The sequence below is a fragment of the Cupriavidus nantongensis genome (assembly GCF_001598055.1).
Classification (GTDB): Bacteria; Pseudomonadota; Gammaproteobacteria; order Burkholderiales; family Burkholderiaceae; genus Cupriavidus; species Cupriavidus nantongensis.
Genome location: NZ_CP014844.1, coordinates 3810958 through 3825348, shown reverse-complemented (window position 1 = coordinate 3825348; position 14391 = coordinate 3810958). Strand labels below are relative to the sequence as shown.

The 14391-nt window shown below is 70.3% G+C and carries 13 protein-coding genes; 5 read left to right on the top strand and 8 right to left on the bottom strand.

The annotated features are described in order from the left end of the window. Positions 1–31 precede the first annotated feature (31 nt). The 3 genes from A2G96_RS17615 to msrA all read left to right on the top strand — a co-directional run bounded on the left by A2G96_RS17615 (position 32) and on the right by msrA (position 3467). Positions 32–1285, top strand: a complete 1254-nt coding sequence (locus tag A2G96_RS17615; protein WP_062801374.1) for an acyl-CoA dehydrogenase family protein — start codon at positions 32–34, stop codon at positions 1283–1285. Continuing rightward, complete coding sequence (locus tag A2G96_RS17610; RefSeq protein ID WP_062801373.1) at positions 1282–2847, top strand: class I adenylate-forming enzyme family protein; 1566 nt, start codon at positions 1282–1284, stop codon at positions 2845–2847. The genes A2G96_RS17615 and A2G96_RS17610 overlap by 4 nt, the downstream gene beginning before the upstream one ends. Positions 2848–2924: 77 nt before the next feature. Further along, positions 2925–3467: a peptide-methionine (S)-S-oxide reductase MsrA gene (gene msrA / locus A2G96_RS17605; RefSeq protein ID WP_062801372.1), complete on the top strand. Its 543-nt coding sequence runs from the start codon at positions 2925–2927 to the stop codon at positions 3465–3467. A gap of 25 nt (positions 3468–3492) precedes the next feature. On the opposite strand, the gene A2G96_RS17600 is transcribed toward msrA, so the two are convergent. From A2G96_RS17600 to A2G96_RS17580, 5 genes are all read right to left on the bottom strand, one after another. Next, entirely contained in the window at positions 3493–4572 is a 1080-nt protein-coding gene (locus tag A2G96_RS17600; RefSeq protein WP_062801371.1) for a DUF72 domain-containing protein, read from the bottom strand. Between the two features lie 15 nt (positions 4573–4587). Further along, on the bottom strand, positions 4588–5829 hold the full coding sequence (locus A2G96_RS17595) for an SAM-dependent methyltransferase (protein WP_062801370.1): 1242 nt from the start codon (positions 5827–5829) through the stop codon (positions 4588–4590). Positions 5830–6069: 240 nt separating this feature from the next. After that, on the bottom strand, positions 6070–6708 hold the full coding sequence (gene pdxH / locus A2G96_RS17590; protein WP_062801369.1) for a pyridoxamine 5'-phosphate oxidase: 639 nt from the start codon (positions 6706–6708) through the stop codon (positions 6070–6072). Positions 6709–6845: 137 nt separating this feature from the next. Next, positions 6846–8057: an MFS transporter gene (locus A2G96_RS17585; protein WP_062801368.1), complete on the bottom strand. Its 1212-nt coding sequence runs from the start codon at positions 8055–8057 to the stop codon at positions 6846–6848. A gap of 306 nt (positions 8058–8363) precedes the next feature. Further along, the gene (locus A2G96_RS17580) at positions 8364–10733 is read right to left on the bottom strand and encodes an AsmA family protein (RefSeq protein WP_062801367.1); all 2370 of its coding nucleotides are present in this window, start codon (positions 10731–10733) and stop codon (positions 8364–8366) included. Between the two features lie 209 nt (positions 10734–10942). On the opposite strand from A2G96_RS17580, the gene tcdA reads away from it, so the two are divergent. Beyond that, positions 10943–11812, top strand: coding sequence for a tRNA cyclic N6-threonylcarbamoyladenosine(37) synthase TcdA (gene tcdA / locus A2G96_RS17575; RefSeq protein ID WP_082818997.1), 870 nt, complete (start codon positions 10943–10945; stop codon positions 11810–11812). A 38-nt stretch (positions 11813–11850) separates the two neighbouring features. Here the strand turns inward: tcdA and A2G96_RS17570 are convergent, their stop codons facing one another. Further along, positions 11851–12429: a P-loop nucleotide/nucleoside kinase family protein gene (locus A2G96_RS17570; RefSeq protein ID WP_062801366.1), complete on the bottom strand. Its 579-nt coding sequence runs from the start codon at positions 12427–12429 to the stop codon at positions 11851–11853. 130 nt (positions 12430–12559) lie between these two features. Between A2G96_RS17570 and A2G96_RS17565 the strand changes: the two genes are divergently transcribed. Next, a complete protein-coding gene (locus A2G96_RS17565; RefSeq protein ID WP_062801365.1) occupies positions 12560–13000 on the top strand; it encodes a bacteriohemerythrin in 441 nt (146 codons plus the stop codon). A 30-nt stretch (positions 13001–13030) separates the two neighbouring features. On the opposite strand, the gene A2G96_RS17560 is transcribed toward A2G96_RS17565, so the two are convergent. Both A2G96_RS17560 and trxA read right to left on the bottom strand, forming a co-directional pair. Further along, positions 13031–13408 carry a cupin domain-containing protein gene (locus A2G96_RS17560; RefSeq protein WP_062801364.1) on the bottom strand — a complete coding sequence of 126 codons (378 nt, stop codon included), beginning with the start codon at positions 13406–13408 and terminating at the stop codon, positions 13031–13033. Positions 13409–13472: 64 nt separating this feature from the next. Further along, on the bottom strand, positions 13473–14318 hold the full coding sequence (trxA, locus tag A2G96_RS17555; protein WP_062801363.1) for a thioredoxin: 846 nt from the start codon (positions 14316–14318) through the stop codon (positions 13473–13475). Positions 14319–14391 lie beyond the last annotated feature (73 nt).

Below are 14391 nucleotides of genomic sequence, written 5' to 3'. Positions count from 1 at the left end.
CGGCGCGAGCAGGACAAAAAGGAGACGCGACATGCCATCCGGCCAGCTCGACTTCATTCCCGCCGTCGGTACGGCGGACTTCTCCCCGCAACAGGCGCAATGGCTGACGCTGGCCAACCGCCTGGGCCGCGAGCGCTTCGCGCCGCGCGCCGCCACCTGGGACCGCGAGGCCAGCTTCCCGTTCGCCAACTACGACGACCTGCGCGAGGCCGGCCTGCTGGCGTTGTGCGTGCCGCGCGCATTCGGCGGCGCGGGCGCGGACTTTGCCACCTACTGCATGGTCGGCGCCGAGATCGGCCGCTTCTGCGGCGCCACCGCGCTCACGTACAACATGCATATCTGCTCGACCATGTGGACCGGCGTGCTGTCCGATGGCATCGACATGACGCCGGCCCAGCGCGACGAACACCAGGCCCGGCGCGAGCTGCATTTCGCGCGGGTGGTGCGCGACGGCGCGGTCTACGCGCAGCCGTTCTCCGAAGGCTCGGCCGCCGCCGCCGGCAAGGCGCCGTTCGGCACCACCGCGCGCAAGGTCGACGGCGGCTGGGTGCTGAACGGGCGCAAGATCTTCGCCTCGCTGTCTGGCGCGGCCGACTACTACGGCATCCTGTGCACCGAGGACCGCGGCGACCAGCATCCGGACATGCGCGACACGCTCTACATCGCCGTGCCCGGACAGGCGGACGGACTCACCGTGACCGGCGACTGGGACCCGATGGGCATGCGCGGCACGGTGTCGCGCACGCTGCTGCTCAAGGACGTGTTCGTGCCGGATCACGAGCAGCTGATGCCGCGCGGGGTCTACTACCGCGCCGCGCAGACCTGGCCGGCGATGTTCTTCACGCTGTCGCCGACCTACCTCGGCGTGGCGCAGGCGGCCTACGACTTCACCGTGCAGTACCTGCGCGGCGAGGTGCCGGGCCAGCCGCCGGTCAAGCGCCGCATGTATCCGACCAAGCAGATCGCGGTGGCGCAGATGCGCATCCAGCTGGAAACGATGCGCTCGATCTTCTGGCGCGCGATCCACGAAGCCAAGCCCAATCCGTCGAAGGACGAGCGCCTGCGCCTGTACGCCGCGCACTACACGGTGATGGAAGGCGCCAACGATATCGCCCGGCTGGCGATCCGCACCTGCGGCGGCCAGTCGATGCTCAAGGACCTGCCGCTCGAGCGGCTCTACCGCGATTCGCGCTGCGGCGCGCTGATGCTGCCGTGGACCGCCGAGCTGATCCTCGACCGCATGGGGCGCGAGAGCCTGTACGAAGCCGGCGAGCGCGACGAATGAGCGCCCCCCGCCGGGCCATCCGCGCCGGTGCCGCCGGGCTTGGCGCGCTGCCGGCCATGCTCCATCGCCATGCCGACGCCGCGCCGGACCGGCCGGCGTTGCACTACCTGGGCCGCACCTTCACCTACGGCAAGCTGTGGCGGCGCGTCGAGCGCGCCAGCGCCCACCTGGCCGCCACCTGGGGCATCCGCGCCGGCGACCGGGTCGGCACGCTGTGCCTGAACCACGAGCTGCAGCTGGTGCTGCTGTTCGCCTGCGCCCGCGTCGGCGCCATGTTCGCGCCGCTGAACTACCGGCTGGCGCCGGCCGAGCTGCGGGCGATTGCGGCCCACGCGCAACTGGCCGTGCTGTTCCATGACGCGGCCCATGAAGCGCTGGCGCGCGAGGCCGGTGCCGGTTGCCGGCTGGCGCACCTCGAGCGGCTGGTCGACCATCCGGCGCCGTCCGACGTCGTCCATGCCGCTGTGCCGGACCACGCGCCGCTGCTGCTGGCCTATACCTCCGGCACCACCGGCAAGCCCAAGGGCGCGGTGCATACCCAGGCCGGCGTGCTGGCCAATGCGCGCGCGAGCTGGTGGGCGCACGGCATGAGCGCCGACGACCACGTGCTGTCGGTGCTGCCGCTGTTCCATGTCGGCGGGCTGTGCATCCAGACGCTGCCGGCGCTGCTGGCCGGCGCGCAGGTCACGCTGCATGACCGCTTTGCGCCGCAGGCGTGGCTGGATGCGGTGGCCGGCGCGCGCCCGAGCCTGTCGCTGATGGTGCCGGCGACGCTGCGCGCGGTGCTGGAGCACCCGTGCTGGCCCGATGCCGACCTGACGGCGCTGCGCGGGGTGATGGCCGGATCGTCGACCATCCCGCGCTCGTATATCGACGCCTTCCACGCGCGCGGTGTGCCGCTCGGGCAGGTCTATGGCGCCACCGAGACCGGGCCGGTGTCGGTGGTGCTGAAGCTGGAACAGGCCATGGCGCGCCCCGGCTACGCCGGCTGGCCGCAGCCCGAGGCCGAAGTGCGGCTGGCCGGCGCCGACGGCGCCGAGGTGGCGCCGGGCGCGGTCGGCGAGCTGTGGGTGCGCGGCGCCAATGTCATGGCGGGCTACTGGAACCAGCCCGAGAGTGGGCGTACCGGCAGCGGGCCAACCGACAGCAGGCTGCCGGGCGGCTGGTTCCATTCCGGCGACCTGGCGCACCGCGATGCCGAAGGCTGCATCGAGGTGGTCGGCCGCAGCAAGGACATGATCATCTCCGGCGGCGAGAACATCTATCCCGCCGAGATCGAGAACGTGCTGGTCGGCCTGCCCGGCGTGCAGGAATGCGCGGTGGTCGGCGTGGCCGATGCGCGCTGGGGCGAAGTGCCGGTGGCGGTGATCGTGCCGGCGCCGGGCGCGCCGCGCGGCGCGCTGGCGGCCGAACCGCTGCGCGAGCTGCTGGCCGCGCGCATCGCCCGCTTCAAGCTGCCGCGCGAGGTGGTGCTGATGGAAGACCTGCCGCGCAGCGCGCTGGGCAAGGTGCTCAAGCCGCAATTGCGCGCGCTGCTGGAGGCGCGTCGCGGGCCCGGCTGAATCCGCTGCAAGCGCGCCGGTCTGCGCTTATGCTTGAGGCCTGGCAGCACAGACCACTACGCAAGGGAGCGGCGCAAATGGAACATGGATTGGAAACCGCCACGCTGGGCGGCGGGTGCTTCTGGTGCCTGGAAGCGGTCTACCAGCAGGTCGAAGGCGTGGTCGCGGTCGAGTCCGGCTACACCGGCGGGCATGTCGACCACCCGACCTACCAGCAGGTCTGCGAAGGCGATACCGGCCACGTCGAAGTGGTGCGCGTCAGCTTCGATCCGTCGGTGATCAGCTACCGCGAGATCCTTGAGATCTTCTTCGCCATCCACGACCCGACCACGCCGGACCGGCAGGGCAACGACGTCGGGCCGCAATACCGCTCGGCGATCTTCACGCACTCGGAGGCGCAGCGCGCGACGGCCGAATACGTGATGCGCGAGCTGGTCGCCGCCAGGGCGTTCGACGCGCCGATCGTGACCCAGGTCGAGCCGGAGCAGCCGTACTGGCGCGCCGAGGCCGGCCACCAGAACTACTACCAGGACCATCCCAGCCAGGGCTACTGCGCGTTCGTGATCTCCCCCAAGCTGGCCAAGTTCCGCAAGCAGTTCGGCGCGAAGTTGCGCAAGTAAGGGCCGGCCCGGCGCGGCGGCGGGCTCAGTGCTCCAGCCGCGCCACGATGGCCTCGGCCAGCCGAGCGCAGCTCAGCGGGGCGCAGCCTTCGGCGTTGTTGCTGACGATGACGATGGCGGGCTGACCGGCGCGCAGCGTGCGCGCCACCACGTCGGCAATCGCGTGGCGGGTGTCGGGGTCGTCGTCGACGATGCGGTCGAACGGCGCATAGCGTTTCTCCGCGTAGGCGTAGGGGCGGCCCGCATGCAGCATCCAGCGCAGCACCAGCGGGCCGGCCGCGGCCTCGTCCATCAGCGCCTGCGCCGCCGCCTGGCGCGGCACCGGCGGCAGCCGGTCGCGCGCCGACAGGCAGAAGCGCACGCCGTGGCGGCGCAGCAGCCGGATATAGCGCGGCGTCAGCAGGGCCGGGTCGCGCAGTTCGACGGCATAGGCGGCATGCGGCGTCAGTGCCGGATCCAGCGCCGGCAGCGCGCCGAGGAAGGCGTCGAGCCGCTCCAGGAATACCGCGCTGTCGGCCAGCGGACCCATCGGCGACAGCTGGAACAGCAACGGCCCGCACTTGTGCCCCAGGCCGCTGGTGGCCGGCACGACGAAGTCGCGCGCCGCGATCTCCGCATCCAGGAAGGCGGCGTTGGCCAGCCGGCCGGCGCCGTCCGGGCCGCGCAGCCACGCGTCGCAGACGCTGGCCGGCGCCTTGACCAGGAAGCGGAAGCCTTCCGGCACCTGCGCCGCGTACGACAGGTAATCGGCCAGCGGGATCGGCCCGTAGAAGCCGCGGTCGATGCCGGCGGCGCGCAGCAGCGGGTGGCGCGAATAGGCGGCCAGGCCCTTGCGCGACAGCAGGCTGTCGCTGTACTCGCCGTCGTAGACGTGCCCGTTCCAGCCGGGGTAGGCCCAGGACGAGGTGCCGAAATACAGCTGCGGCGGCAGCCGCGCGGCCAGCGCCTGAAGTGCGGGGGCGGCCGGAAACGGCTGCACGCTCTTGCCGCGCGCCGGTTTGCCTGGGGAGTCTGGTTGGGCGGCCGCGCCGGCTGGGGCCGAGGGCCGCCCGGGAGGGGCTGCGGGGGCGGGCAGGGGCAGCCCGCCAAAGAGGTCTTCAGTCAATCGTTTCGGTTGCCTTCAGTCGTTGCGGCCGATGGGCTGTTCGTAGATATAGCGGCGCGACCACGGCAGCGAGTCGGCCTGCAGCCCGGACTTGTGGCACAACACCTGGTAGATCGACATCTTCTCGGTCTCGAAGGCGTGCGCGCAGCCGGCCAGGTAGACGCGCCAGATGCGGTACTTCTTCTCGCCGACCATGCTGCGGATGGTATCGCCGCGCGCCTCGAAGTGGTCGGCCCAGTGGTGCAGCGTGCGCGCGTAGTGACGGCGCAGCAGCTCGACGTCGAAGGCTTCCAGGCCGCCCTGCTGCAGCGTGCGCAGCACCAGCCCGATATGCGGCAGCTCGCCCTGCGGGAACACGTAGCGGTCCATGAACTCGGCGCCATCCATCGGCGTGGCGCCATTGTCGGGGTCGGGCGAGGTGATGCCGTGGTTCATGGCGAAGCCGTCGTCGGCCAGCAGCTCGCGGATGCGGCCGAAGTAGCCGGGCAGGTTGTCCTTGCCCACATGCTCGAACATGCCGACGCTGGTGATGCGGTCGAAGGTGCCGGTGGTGTCGCGGTAGTCCTGCAGCCGGATCTCGATGCGGTCGGACAGGCCGGCGGCCCTGACGCGCTCGGTGGCCAGGTCGAACTGGTTCTGCGACAGCGTGATGCCGACGCAGCGCGCGCCGAACTTCTGCGCCGCGCGCAGCACCAGCGCGCCCCAGCCGCAGCCGATGTCGAGCAGCGTCTGGCCCGGCTGCAGCCGGATCTTGGTCAGGATGTGGTCGATCTTCTTGATCTGCGCAGTGGCCAGGTCTTCGTCGCCGTTTTCGAAGTAGGCGCAGGAATAGACCATGTTGGGATCGAGCCAGAGCTGGTAGAAGTCGTTGGAGACGTCGTAGTGGTACTGGATCGACTCCTTGTCTTCCTGCTTGGTATGCGAGAAATGCTGCGCCACCTTGTACAGCGCGCCGCCGGCGCGCCGCGTGGCCGCGGCCGAGAAGCCGTAGCCCACCTTGATGATGTCGGCCAGCCGGCCGTCGAAATCGATCTTGCCCTGGACGTACGCCTCGCCCAGGTTGTCGAGGCTGGGGGTCAGCAACAGAGGAAGGGCCGCGGCTTCGCGCACGGTCAGGGTCACCACCGGCTTGTCGAATTGCCCGAGCGGGTATTCGGCGCCATTCCACAGCCGCAGGCTGACCGGCAGATTGGCGTTTTCGCGCAGGTCGGCGATCCAGTTGTCGAGTTGCTTTTCCAGGGTTTGCTTGAAAAACATGCGCTTTACCTCCCGATGGTTGCGGCACACGCTTCGGCGGACGCATCCGGCAAGGAGGAACTGCGCGCAAACCTTGCCCGATCCGTCGCGAGCGCTGCAAGAAAAGAGTAGCCAAGCGACGCCTGTCTCACTTTAGTCCAATTCCGCAGCCCGTGCAGCGCACCGCCGGAAGACCCTGCCGTCGTCCCGGTAGAGGCATGGACGCATCAGCGCGGACGCGCGCGGCGTCCGCAACCCGGCTCAGGGCGACAGCCGCACGATCTGCCAGCCCGTGCCTGGCTGGGCCCGGTAGGCGATGCGGTCATGCAGCCGCGACGGCCGCCCCTGCCAGAATTCCAGCGCGGTCGGCACCAGGCGGTAGCCGCCCCAGTAGGGCGGGCGCGGCGGGTTCTCGCCGAACTTGCTGCGGTATTCCTGCTCGCGCTGCTCCAGCACGTCGCGGCCGGTGACCTCCCGGCTTTGCGCCGAAGCCCAGGCGCCCACGCGCGAGCCCAGCGGGCGCGTGGCGAAATAGGCGTCGCTTTCGTCGTCGGAGACCTTTTCGACGCGGCCTTCAACGCGCACCTGGCGCTCCAGCTGGACCCAGTGGAACAGCAGCGCGGCGCGCGGGTTTGCCGCCAGGTCCAGGCCCTTGCGGCTTTCGTAATTGGTGAAGAAGGTAAAGCCGCGGTCGTCGATGCCCTTGAGCAGCACGATGCGCGCCGACGGCTGGCCGTCGGCATCGACCGTGGCCAGGGTCATGGCATTGGGTTCAGGCAGCTTGGCCGTGACCGCTTCGTCGAACCAGCGCCTGAACTGGCTCATCGGGTCGGGGGCCACGTCGGATTCGGACAGCGCGCCCAGCACATAGGTGCGGCGCAGGTCGGCAAGTTGGGTCATGTCGCAATCATCAGGGAATCGGTCCGGAAGCGCGGTGCGCCCGGGGGCAGAGCGCGGGTCCGGCTGATTCGAGTATAGCGAATGCATCGGGGGCCGCATTTGCGTGGCGACAAGCCCGACCGGCGCTCCCGGGCGCGTTACCCGCCGGCGGTAGGCTGCGCCGGCGGCGCCAGCGCCTTGCGCCCCTGGCGGCGTGAATAGTAGCCGGCCGCGCCCATCGCCCCCGCCATCGACAGGAAGATCGGCAGCATGCCCAGCGCCGTGCCGACCACGCCGAAGGTGAGCGGCCAGACCACCTGGCTGGTGTTCAGCACCGCCGAGCGCAGGCCCAGCGCCTCGCCCGCGCGGCCGTGCGGCGACGCGGTGTGCAGGATGTTCATGACATTGGGCTGCGCGCTGCCCAGCGCCAGGCCCAGCACGAAGGCCAGTGCGCACATCAGCCAGAAGTGGGCGACGAAGGGATAGGCCAGGTAGGCCAGCGCGCCCACCAGCAGGGCGGCACGGATGATTTTCCATTCCGACAGCCGGCGCGACACCGCCGGCATTGCCACCCGGATGGCAAAGGTGGCGATGGCGAATGCGCCCAGCACCCAGCCGATCGACGACGGCGACAGCCCGATGCGCGAGCCCTGGATCGGGATCAGGAACGCGTGCAGGTCCCACGCGGCCGACAGCACCGCGCTGGCGACGAAAACCGCGCGCAGTTCGGGATGCTGCAGCAGGTCCAGCGTGGAATGGCGGGTGCCGTCCGCGATGGCGATGCGCCCAGCGTTGCCGCCCTGCGCGGGCAGCCGCGGACGCACCCATTGCAGGCCGGCCTGGCCCGCCAATGCCACCACCACCAGCACGGCGAAGGCGGGGCGGAAGCCCGCATGCTCGATCACGTAGCCCATCGCCACCGGCCCGAGCGTGCCGGACACCGACAGCCCGAGCGCATGCCAGGTGTAGTTGCGCAGCCGGGTGGCATCGGTCGAGACCTGCCCGATCAGCAGCTGCATCGCCACCTGGACCAGCATGAAGCCGACCCCGATCAGCGCGCACGACAGGTACAGCGCGCCCAGCTCGTGCCACAGCGCCGGCAGCAGCGTGCCGGCCACCACCATCAGCGAGCCCGCCATCATCGGCTTGCGCGGACCGATCTGGTCGATGCGCTTGCCGGCGCGGATCGCCAGCAGCATCGGCAGCAGCGCGTACAGCGACATCAGCACGCCCAGCGTGACGGTGGAGGCCTTGAGGGAAATCGCGAACAGCGACACCACCACGCGGCTGGCATTGAAGGCCACGTGGTTGCACACCGTCAGTGCGATCAGCCAGGTGATCGGCGGGACGGCGGCATGCGTCAGCGTCATGGGGCGGGGCGGAGCGTTGGTGAACGCGTCCGGTAGCGGCAGGGTGCCGTACCAGGGCGGTGAATCGGAAAAATGGCCGCAACACAGGCAGCAAAAACAAAGGGCGGCCGCAGCCGCGCCTTCTCAAGGATGCCACACGGGCGGGCCCGCGTCGCAGCCGATGCTTGCCATGCTTGAGGTTCTTGTAAATGGCCGTTTAATTATGCGCCCGGGCGCGGCGCGGCACAACGACAACGTGCGTCAACTTGCCGCAGCGGTGCCAAGTGTTGCGATTTTGTTTAAACGGTGCGGGCAGGGAGTGGGGGACTATCCGCCCTGGTAGAACGACCGGTCGTTGCTTGGGCGCTGCGGCGTGCGCTCGTTGGCCGGGCGCTGCGGCGGGCGCTGGGCGGCGGGCCGGGGCGGCTGTTGCCGGCTGGCAGCGGGGGCCTTGCCGGCGGCACGGGCTTCGGCCGCGGGCTTACCGGGACGCCTGGCAGTGGCGTCCGCGCCGGCGGCGGCATCGGGTGCTGCCGCGGCTTTCGGGTCCTTGTAGGTCTTGCCCGGCGGCGGCGCGGTGGGGCGCTTGCGTAGTTCGGCCAGCAGCCTGGCGCACTGCGTGTCGTCGCCGCCGGGCGAGAGGTCGAGCAGCGGCAGCACCGCGGTGGCGACCGGCGCCAGCAGCGCCAGCGACAGCGCACCGCCGGCGCGCAGCGCCAGCACGCCGATATCGGGGCTGACGCGCGGATCCTTCATGGTGCCGCCGACATACAGCGGCGAGCGCAGCGAGAAGATGCGCAGGCCCTTGGAGTCCGGGTGGATGGTCAGCGCCAGCCGTTCGCTGCGCAGGTCGATGCCGCCGGTGGTCTCGATCACCGCGTCCTGGGTGTCGAGCACGAAGGTGCGCGCGCGCGCCACGCCGTCGGTCATGGCGAAGTCGCTGACGGCGCAGTTGATCTGCACCGGCTTGTCGCCGAACAGCTTCGACACCACCAGGCTGCCGACATTCAGGCCGATCGCCTCGAGCAGGAACTTGCTGACCGTGCCGTTCTCGACCAGCAGCCGCGCCTCGCCGTTGGACGAGCCCAGCAGCGCCGCCACCGAGTTGCCGGTGGCCGACAGCTTGGCGCTGCCATTGAGTTCGCCGATGCTGGCGCGCATCAGGTCGAAGGTCGGGAACAGCTGCTTGAGCTTCATGCGCCGCGCCTTCAGGTCGACCATCGCGCCCATGGGCTCGCGCTTGCCGTCGAGCCGCACGGTCGACACCAGGTTGCCGCCGGCGACGCCGAAGTTGAGCGGGTCGAGCAGCAGCACGCCGTCCTGCAGCTTTACGTGCGTGACCAGGTCGGAGATCGGCAGCTCGGCGTCGCGGATGATGCGCTTGCCGGTGAAGTGCACGTCGGCGTCGATCTCGTCCCAGCGCTCGGTGCGGAACGGCGCCACCGGCAGCGCCTTGTCCGCCGGCTGGGCCACCGCGCTGTCCTTGGCCGGGCGGCCGGGCTTGGCGTCGGCGCCGATCAGCGGGGCCAGGTCGACGAAGCGCAGCTGGTTCGACACCAGGTTGCCGGCCAGCAGCGGGCGCGGGTCGCGCTTGGTGAAGGTGAGCGTGCCCGACAGGTCGCTGCCGCCGACGCGGCCGGTGAACTTCTGGTACTCGTAGATCGAGCCCTCCTTGCGCAGCGTCGCCATCAGCCGGCCGCGGGTCTGGTAGGGCGGCGTCGATGGCAGCACCACGCCGGTCAGCGCGTAGAGCCTGGCCATGCTGTCGCCGGCCAGGGTCAGGTGTACGTCCAGCGCCGCCAGGTGCGCGGGGTTGGTGACGGTGCCTTCGATCTGCGCGCGCGTGGTGCCCACGCGCACATCGGCCTGGATCGGGAACGGCACGTCGGTATTGCGCAAGCTCAGCACCGTGCCGGCCTTGCCGCTGGCGTTGATGGTGGCCTCGTTGTAGCGCCCGGTCGCTTTCCAGCGCACGCCATAGCGGCCGTCGCCGCCGTTGGCGGGCGCCGCCGAGGCCGGGCCGCCTGCGCGCGGCGCCGAGGCCGCCTGCGCGGCGCTGCCCGGCGGCCCGGGTGGCACGGCCGAGGCCTGCGGCTCGACCAGCGCGCCGTCGCGCGCCTTGTCATAGAGCGGCGCATTGCCGATGGTGTCGAGTTCCGCCTGCAGCGAGATCTTCTTGAGCTGGTCGGTCAGCGCCAGGTTGCCGCGCGCCAGCACCACCTCGCCGACATCCAGCCGCCATTTCGAGGTGCCCTCTTTCGGGCCGGTGTCGAAGGTCCAGTTGTTGCGGCTGTCGGCCAGGCGCTCCAGCCATACCGCCGGGCTGTCGATGACGATGGTCGGCACCGCGATCTCGTTGGCCAGCAGCGGCAGCGGGCGCAGCACGAAGATCAGCTCGCGCACGGTCGCCAGATTGGGCTGCGCGGCCCAGTCGGGGTTGCCGACGGTGATGTCGCGCGCCGACAGCCGCGGCCACGGCACCAGCGTGCGCCAGCCTTTCTCGCCCTCGCCGCGGCGCCAGGTCACGGTCAGGTCGCCATTGATGGCAAAGGGGCGGCCGATGGCTTCGGAGACGCGGTCGTTGAGCCAGGGCTTGATCCGGTTCCAGTCGAAGGTCAGGATCACGACCACCAGCAGCGCGATCAGCGCGACCGGTGTCAGGACACTCCACAGAACGACCTTGCGGCGCACGGGCATGAGGCGGGCTCCTGGCTGGCGGGGGCGAGGGCCCGCGGACCCCACGCGGCGCGGCGCGGCGAACGGACCACTGCAGGTCTATTGTATAGTTGCGCGCTTCCCGTCCTTGTCGGGGACTGGCTGACATCGCCGCCGGAAAATGCCGGATTTTTTGCCCCGGCATGGCCGCGCCCGGCATCGCCCGCGTCCCCGGATCCGCTCCTTTTCGTATGAACGATGCCGCACACGAGCTGGCCGGCCTGCCCGAGCCGCTGACCCACGAAAGCCCCGCCGACGACGACTACCATCGCCGCTTCGGCGGCGTGGCGCGGCTCTACGGCGCCGCCGGGTTGGCCCGGCTGGAGGCGGCCAGCGTGTGCGTGGTCGGCATCGGCGGGGTCGGCAGCTGGGCGGCCGAGGCGCTGGCGCGCAACGCGGTGGGCCGCATCACGCTGATCGACCTGGACCATATCGCGCTGTCCAACACCAACCGCCAGATCCATGCGCTGGGCGACGCCTACGGGCGTGCCAAGGTCGAGGCCATGGCCGAGCGCATCGTCGCCATCAACCCGCGCTGCCGCGTGAGCCAGGTCGACGACTTCGTCACTGTCGACAACGTGCCGGACCTGCTCGGCGCCGGCTATGACTACGTGATCGACGCCATCGACGCGGTGCGGGTGAAGACCGCCATGCTGGGCTGGGCCAGGCGCCAGGGCGTGCCGGTGATCACCTGCGGCGGCGCCGGCGGCCAGCTCGACCCCACGCGCGTGCGCATCGACGATCTCGCGCGCACGATCCAGGATCCGCTGCTGTCCAAGGTGCGCGCCGGCCTGCGCAAGCAGTGGGGCTTTACCCGCGACCCGAAAAAGAAGTTCGGCATTGCAGCGGTCTATTCCGACGAGCCGCTGCAATACCCGGAACCCGAGCAGCAGGCCTGCGAGATCGACGAGGCGCCGCCGCCGGAGGGGCCGGCAGGCCAGCCCGCCGCGCGCGGGCCGCAAGGGCTGGCGTGCGCCGGCTTCGGCTCGTCGGTGGCGGTGACGGCGGTGTTCGGTTTTGTCGCGGCGTCGGCGGTGATCGGCGCGATCGCGCGCGGCTGAGGCCTTGCGCCGCCCGCGCCGTTCAGCCGTTCAGGCGTTCAGGCGCTCAGCGCGCGCAGCAGTGCGTCGATCTCGGCCTGCCCCGGTGCCTGGTTGTCGAAAAAGATCAGTTCCGGATAGTCGGCGGGCGCGGGCATGAAGCGCCGGGTCCGGTACGCGTCCCAGTGCGCCAGCTTGTAGGCGTCGTTGGGGTTGCCGCGGCGGACGATGCGCGCGTGGGCCTCGTCCTCGGGCAGGTGGACCCACACCGTGCGTACCGTGGTGCCGGCGGGCACGTGCAGCCAGTCGGGGTCGTTCAGCAGGTGGGCGCGGACCTCGCGCGACAGCGGCCCGATCACGATCGCGCTGATACCCAGCGCCAGGTTCTCGCGCGCGGTGTCGAGCAGGCCCTGGTATTCGGGGTCGCGCAGGTGCTCCAGGTAGGCCGGGCTGTCGCGGTCGTTGGGGTCGCCGGTGATCGCGGCCATGGCCGCGGCGCTGTAGCGGCCGTACAGCGTGTCCTTGTCGAGCAGGCAGAAGGGTTCGCCGGTGGCCTGCATCAGCGGGCCGGTCAGGCGGTGGGCGAGGGTAGTCTTGCCGGTGCCGGCATGGCCGCAGAAGAAAATCAGTCGTGGCATGAGCGAAAGCGTTGGGTGATGGACGGGGCGCATCGACCAACAGCATACCCGCTCGCTTGCGCCAGATCAGGCCCGGGCCGCGCCGATTCGGTATCCTTGCCGTTTTTCTCCACGCTTGCCGCCGCCTCCCATGCACGCCAAAGACCAGCTTTCCTCCGCCGGCCTGCCCGACCACCTGCACCTGGGCGAACCGGTCACCGACGCCACCCACGCCGAATTCGTGCAGCTGCTGGCGGCGGTTGCCAGCGCCGACGACGACGCCTTCCTGGCGGCGATGGACGCCTGGATCGACCATACCCGCCATCATTTCGCCCAGGAAGAGCAGTGGATGGAAGCCATGGGCTTCGGCCCGCGCCATTGCCACGCGGGCGAGCACCAGCAGGTGCTGGCGGTGGCGGTCGCGGTGCGCGACAAGGTGCACAGCGATGCCGAGTTCCAGCTTGGCCGCCGGCTGGTGGCCGAGCTGTCAGGCTGGTTCGACCATCACGTCAAGTCGATGGACGCGATGATGGTCGAACATATGCGCGACAACGGCTTCACGCTGATCGAAGGTCCCGCCACGGCGGCATGATTGCCGCCGATGTGGGTTCAGACCTGGCGCTCAGGCCTGGCGCGCCGCGTCGCGGTCGATCACCACGAAATATTTGCGCACCGGGTCCAGCACCTGGAACACGCCGCTAAAGCCGCCCGGGATCACGCAGGCATCGCCGGGGCCGAATTCGCTGGCCTGGCCGCTGTCGTCGCTGATGCGGATGCGGCCGCTGATGACGTGGAAGAACTCTTCCTTGCCGGCCGGGAAGGCGATGCGCCAGGCGCCCGGCTCGCACGCCCAGATACCGCAATCGAAATCGCCATGCTGCGCGCTGTAGTGCGTCCAGGTGGTGCGGTCCGGATTGCCCGCCACCAGCCGGTCGGGGCGCGGGCGGTCGTGGCTGGGGGCGGGTTCGGTCTTGAAGTCGATCAGGCGGGGCGCGGTCATGGCAGCGGGTGAGTCGGGGAGAAACTGAGAATCCGCCAGTTTACCGCTCGAGCCTGCGCCGCCGTCAGTTCAGCGACGTGCTCAGCTGGCGGCGCCAGCGCGACACCACCTCGGGCCGGTCGGCCAGCATCTCGAATACCGACAGCATGGTGCGGCGGCCGATATCGTCCTCGAAGCCGCGGTCGGTGCGCACGATCGCCAGCAGCTGCTCCAGCGCCGGCTCGTATTGCTGCTGCGCGATCATCAGCCGCGCCAGGTCCATGCGCGCGGCAAGGTCGCGCGGATCGGCGTCGATGCGGCCCAGCAGGGTGGCCGCATCGGGCAGGCCGGCGGCGTTCTCCATGGCCTCGATGCGGGTGCGCAGCGCGCCGTAGCCGTCTGCCTGTTCCGCCCGCGGCGACAGCGCCTCGAACTCGGCCCGGGCGCGGTCGACCGCGTTGCCGTCCAGCAGGAAGCCGATATAGGCCAGGCGCGCGGCATCGGATTCCGGATCCGCCGCGATCGCATCGGCGAACAGGGTCTCGGCGCCGTCGCGGTTGCCGGCGGCGGCCAGTGCCAGCGCGTCGTCCAGCGGCGAGCTGGCCTGGCCCGGCGCGAGCCGGTCCAGGAACTCGCGCAGGCCCGATTCCGGCAGCACGCCGGTGAACTGGTCGACGGCCTGGCCGTCGGCAATCGCCACCACATGCGGAATGCTGCGCACGCCGAAGTGCGCGGCCAGCTCCTGGTTCTCGTCGACATTGACCTTGGCCAGCTTCCACTGGCCGTTCGCCTCGGCCTCCAGGCGTTCCAGCATCGGGCCGAGCGTGCGGCAGGGCCCGCACCACGGGGCCCAGAAATCGACCAGCACCGGCGTCTGGCGCGAGGCGTCGATCACTTCGGTTTCGAAATTCTGCAGGGTGACGTCGCTCATGGGGAATCCTGGTCGGGAGAGAAAAATAGGGAATCGATCCCCCTATTGTGAGGGCGAAGGCGCCGAATGCAAC

Excerpts from the sequence above, each read along its gene's own strand:
- trxA (WP_062801363.1), bottom strand. The coding sequence starts at position 14,318 with ATGAGCGACGTCACCCTGCAGAATTTCGAAACCGAAGTGATCGACGCC.
- A2G96_RS17565 (WP_062801365.1), top strand. The coding sequence starts at position 12,560 with ATGCACGCCAAAGACCAGCTTTCCTCCGCCGGCCTGCCCGACCACCTG.
- A2G96_RS17580 (WP_062801367.1), bottom strand. The coding sequence starts at position 10,733 with ATGCCCGTGCGCCGCAAGGTCGTTCTGTGGAGTGTCCTGACACCGGTC.
- A2G96_RS17595 (WP_062801370.1), bottom strand. The coding sequence starts at position 5,829 with ATGTTTTTCAAGCAAACCCTGGAAAAGCAACTCGACAACTGGATCGCC.
- A2G96_RS17570 (WP_062801366.1), bottom strand. The coding sequence starts at position 12,429 with ATGCCACGACTGATTTTCTTCTGCGGCCATGCCGGCACCGGCAAGACT.
- A2G96_RS17585 (WP_062801368.1), bottom strand. The coding sequence starts at position 8,057 with ATGACGCTGACGCATGCCGCCGTCCCGCCGATCACCTGGCTGATCGCA.
- A2G96_RS17560 (WP_062801364.1), bottom strand. The coding sequence starts at position 13,408 with ATGACCGCGCCCCGCCTGATCGACTTCAAGACCGAACCCGCCCCCAGC.
- A2G96_RS17610 (WP_062801373.1), top strand. The coding sequence starts at position 1,282 with ATGAGCGCCCCCCGCCGGGCCATCCGCGCCGGTGCCGCCGGGCTTGGC.
- A2G96_RS17615 (WP_062801374.1), top strand. The coding sequence starts at position 32 with ATGCCATCCGGCCAGCTCGACTTCATTCCCGCCGTCGGTACGGCGGAC.
- tcdA (WP_082818997.1), top strand. The coding sequence starts at position 10,943 with ATGAACGATGCCGCACACGAGCTGGCCGGCCTGCCCGAGCCGCTGACC.
- pdxH (WP_062801369.1), bottom strand. The coding sequence starts at position 6,708 with ATGACCCAACTTGCCGACCTGCGCCGCACCTATGTGCTGGGCGCGCTG.
- msrA (WP_062801372.1), top strand. The coding sequence starts at position 2,925 with ATGGAACATGGATTGGAAACCGCCACGCTGGGCGGCGGGTGCTTCTGG.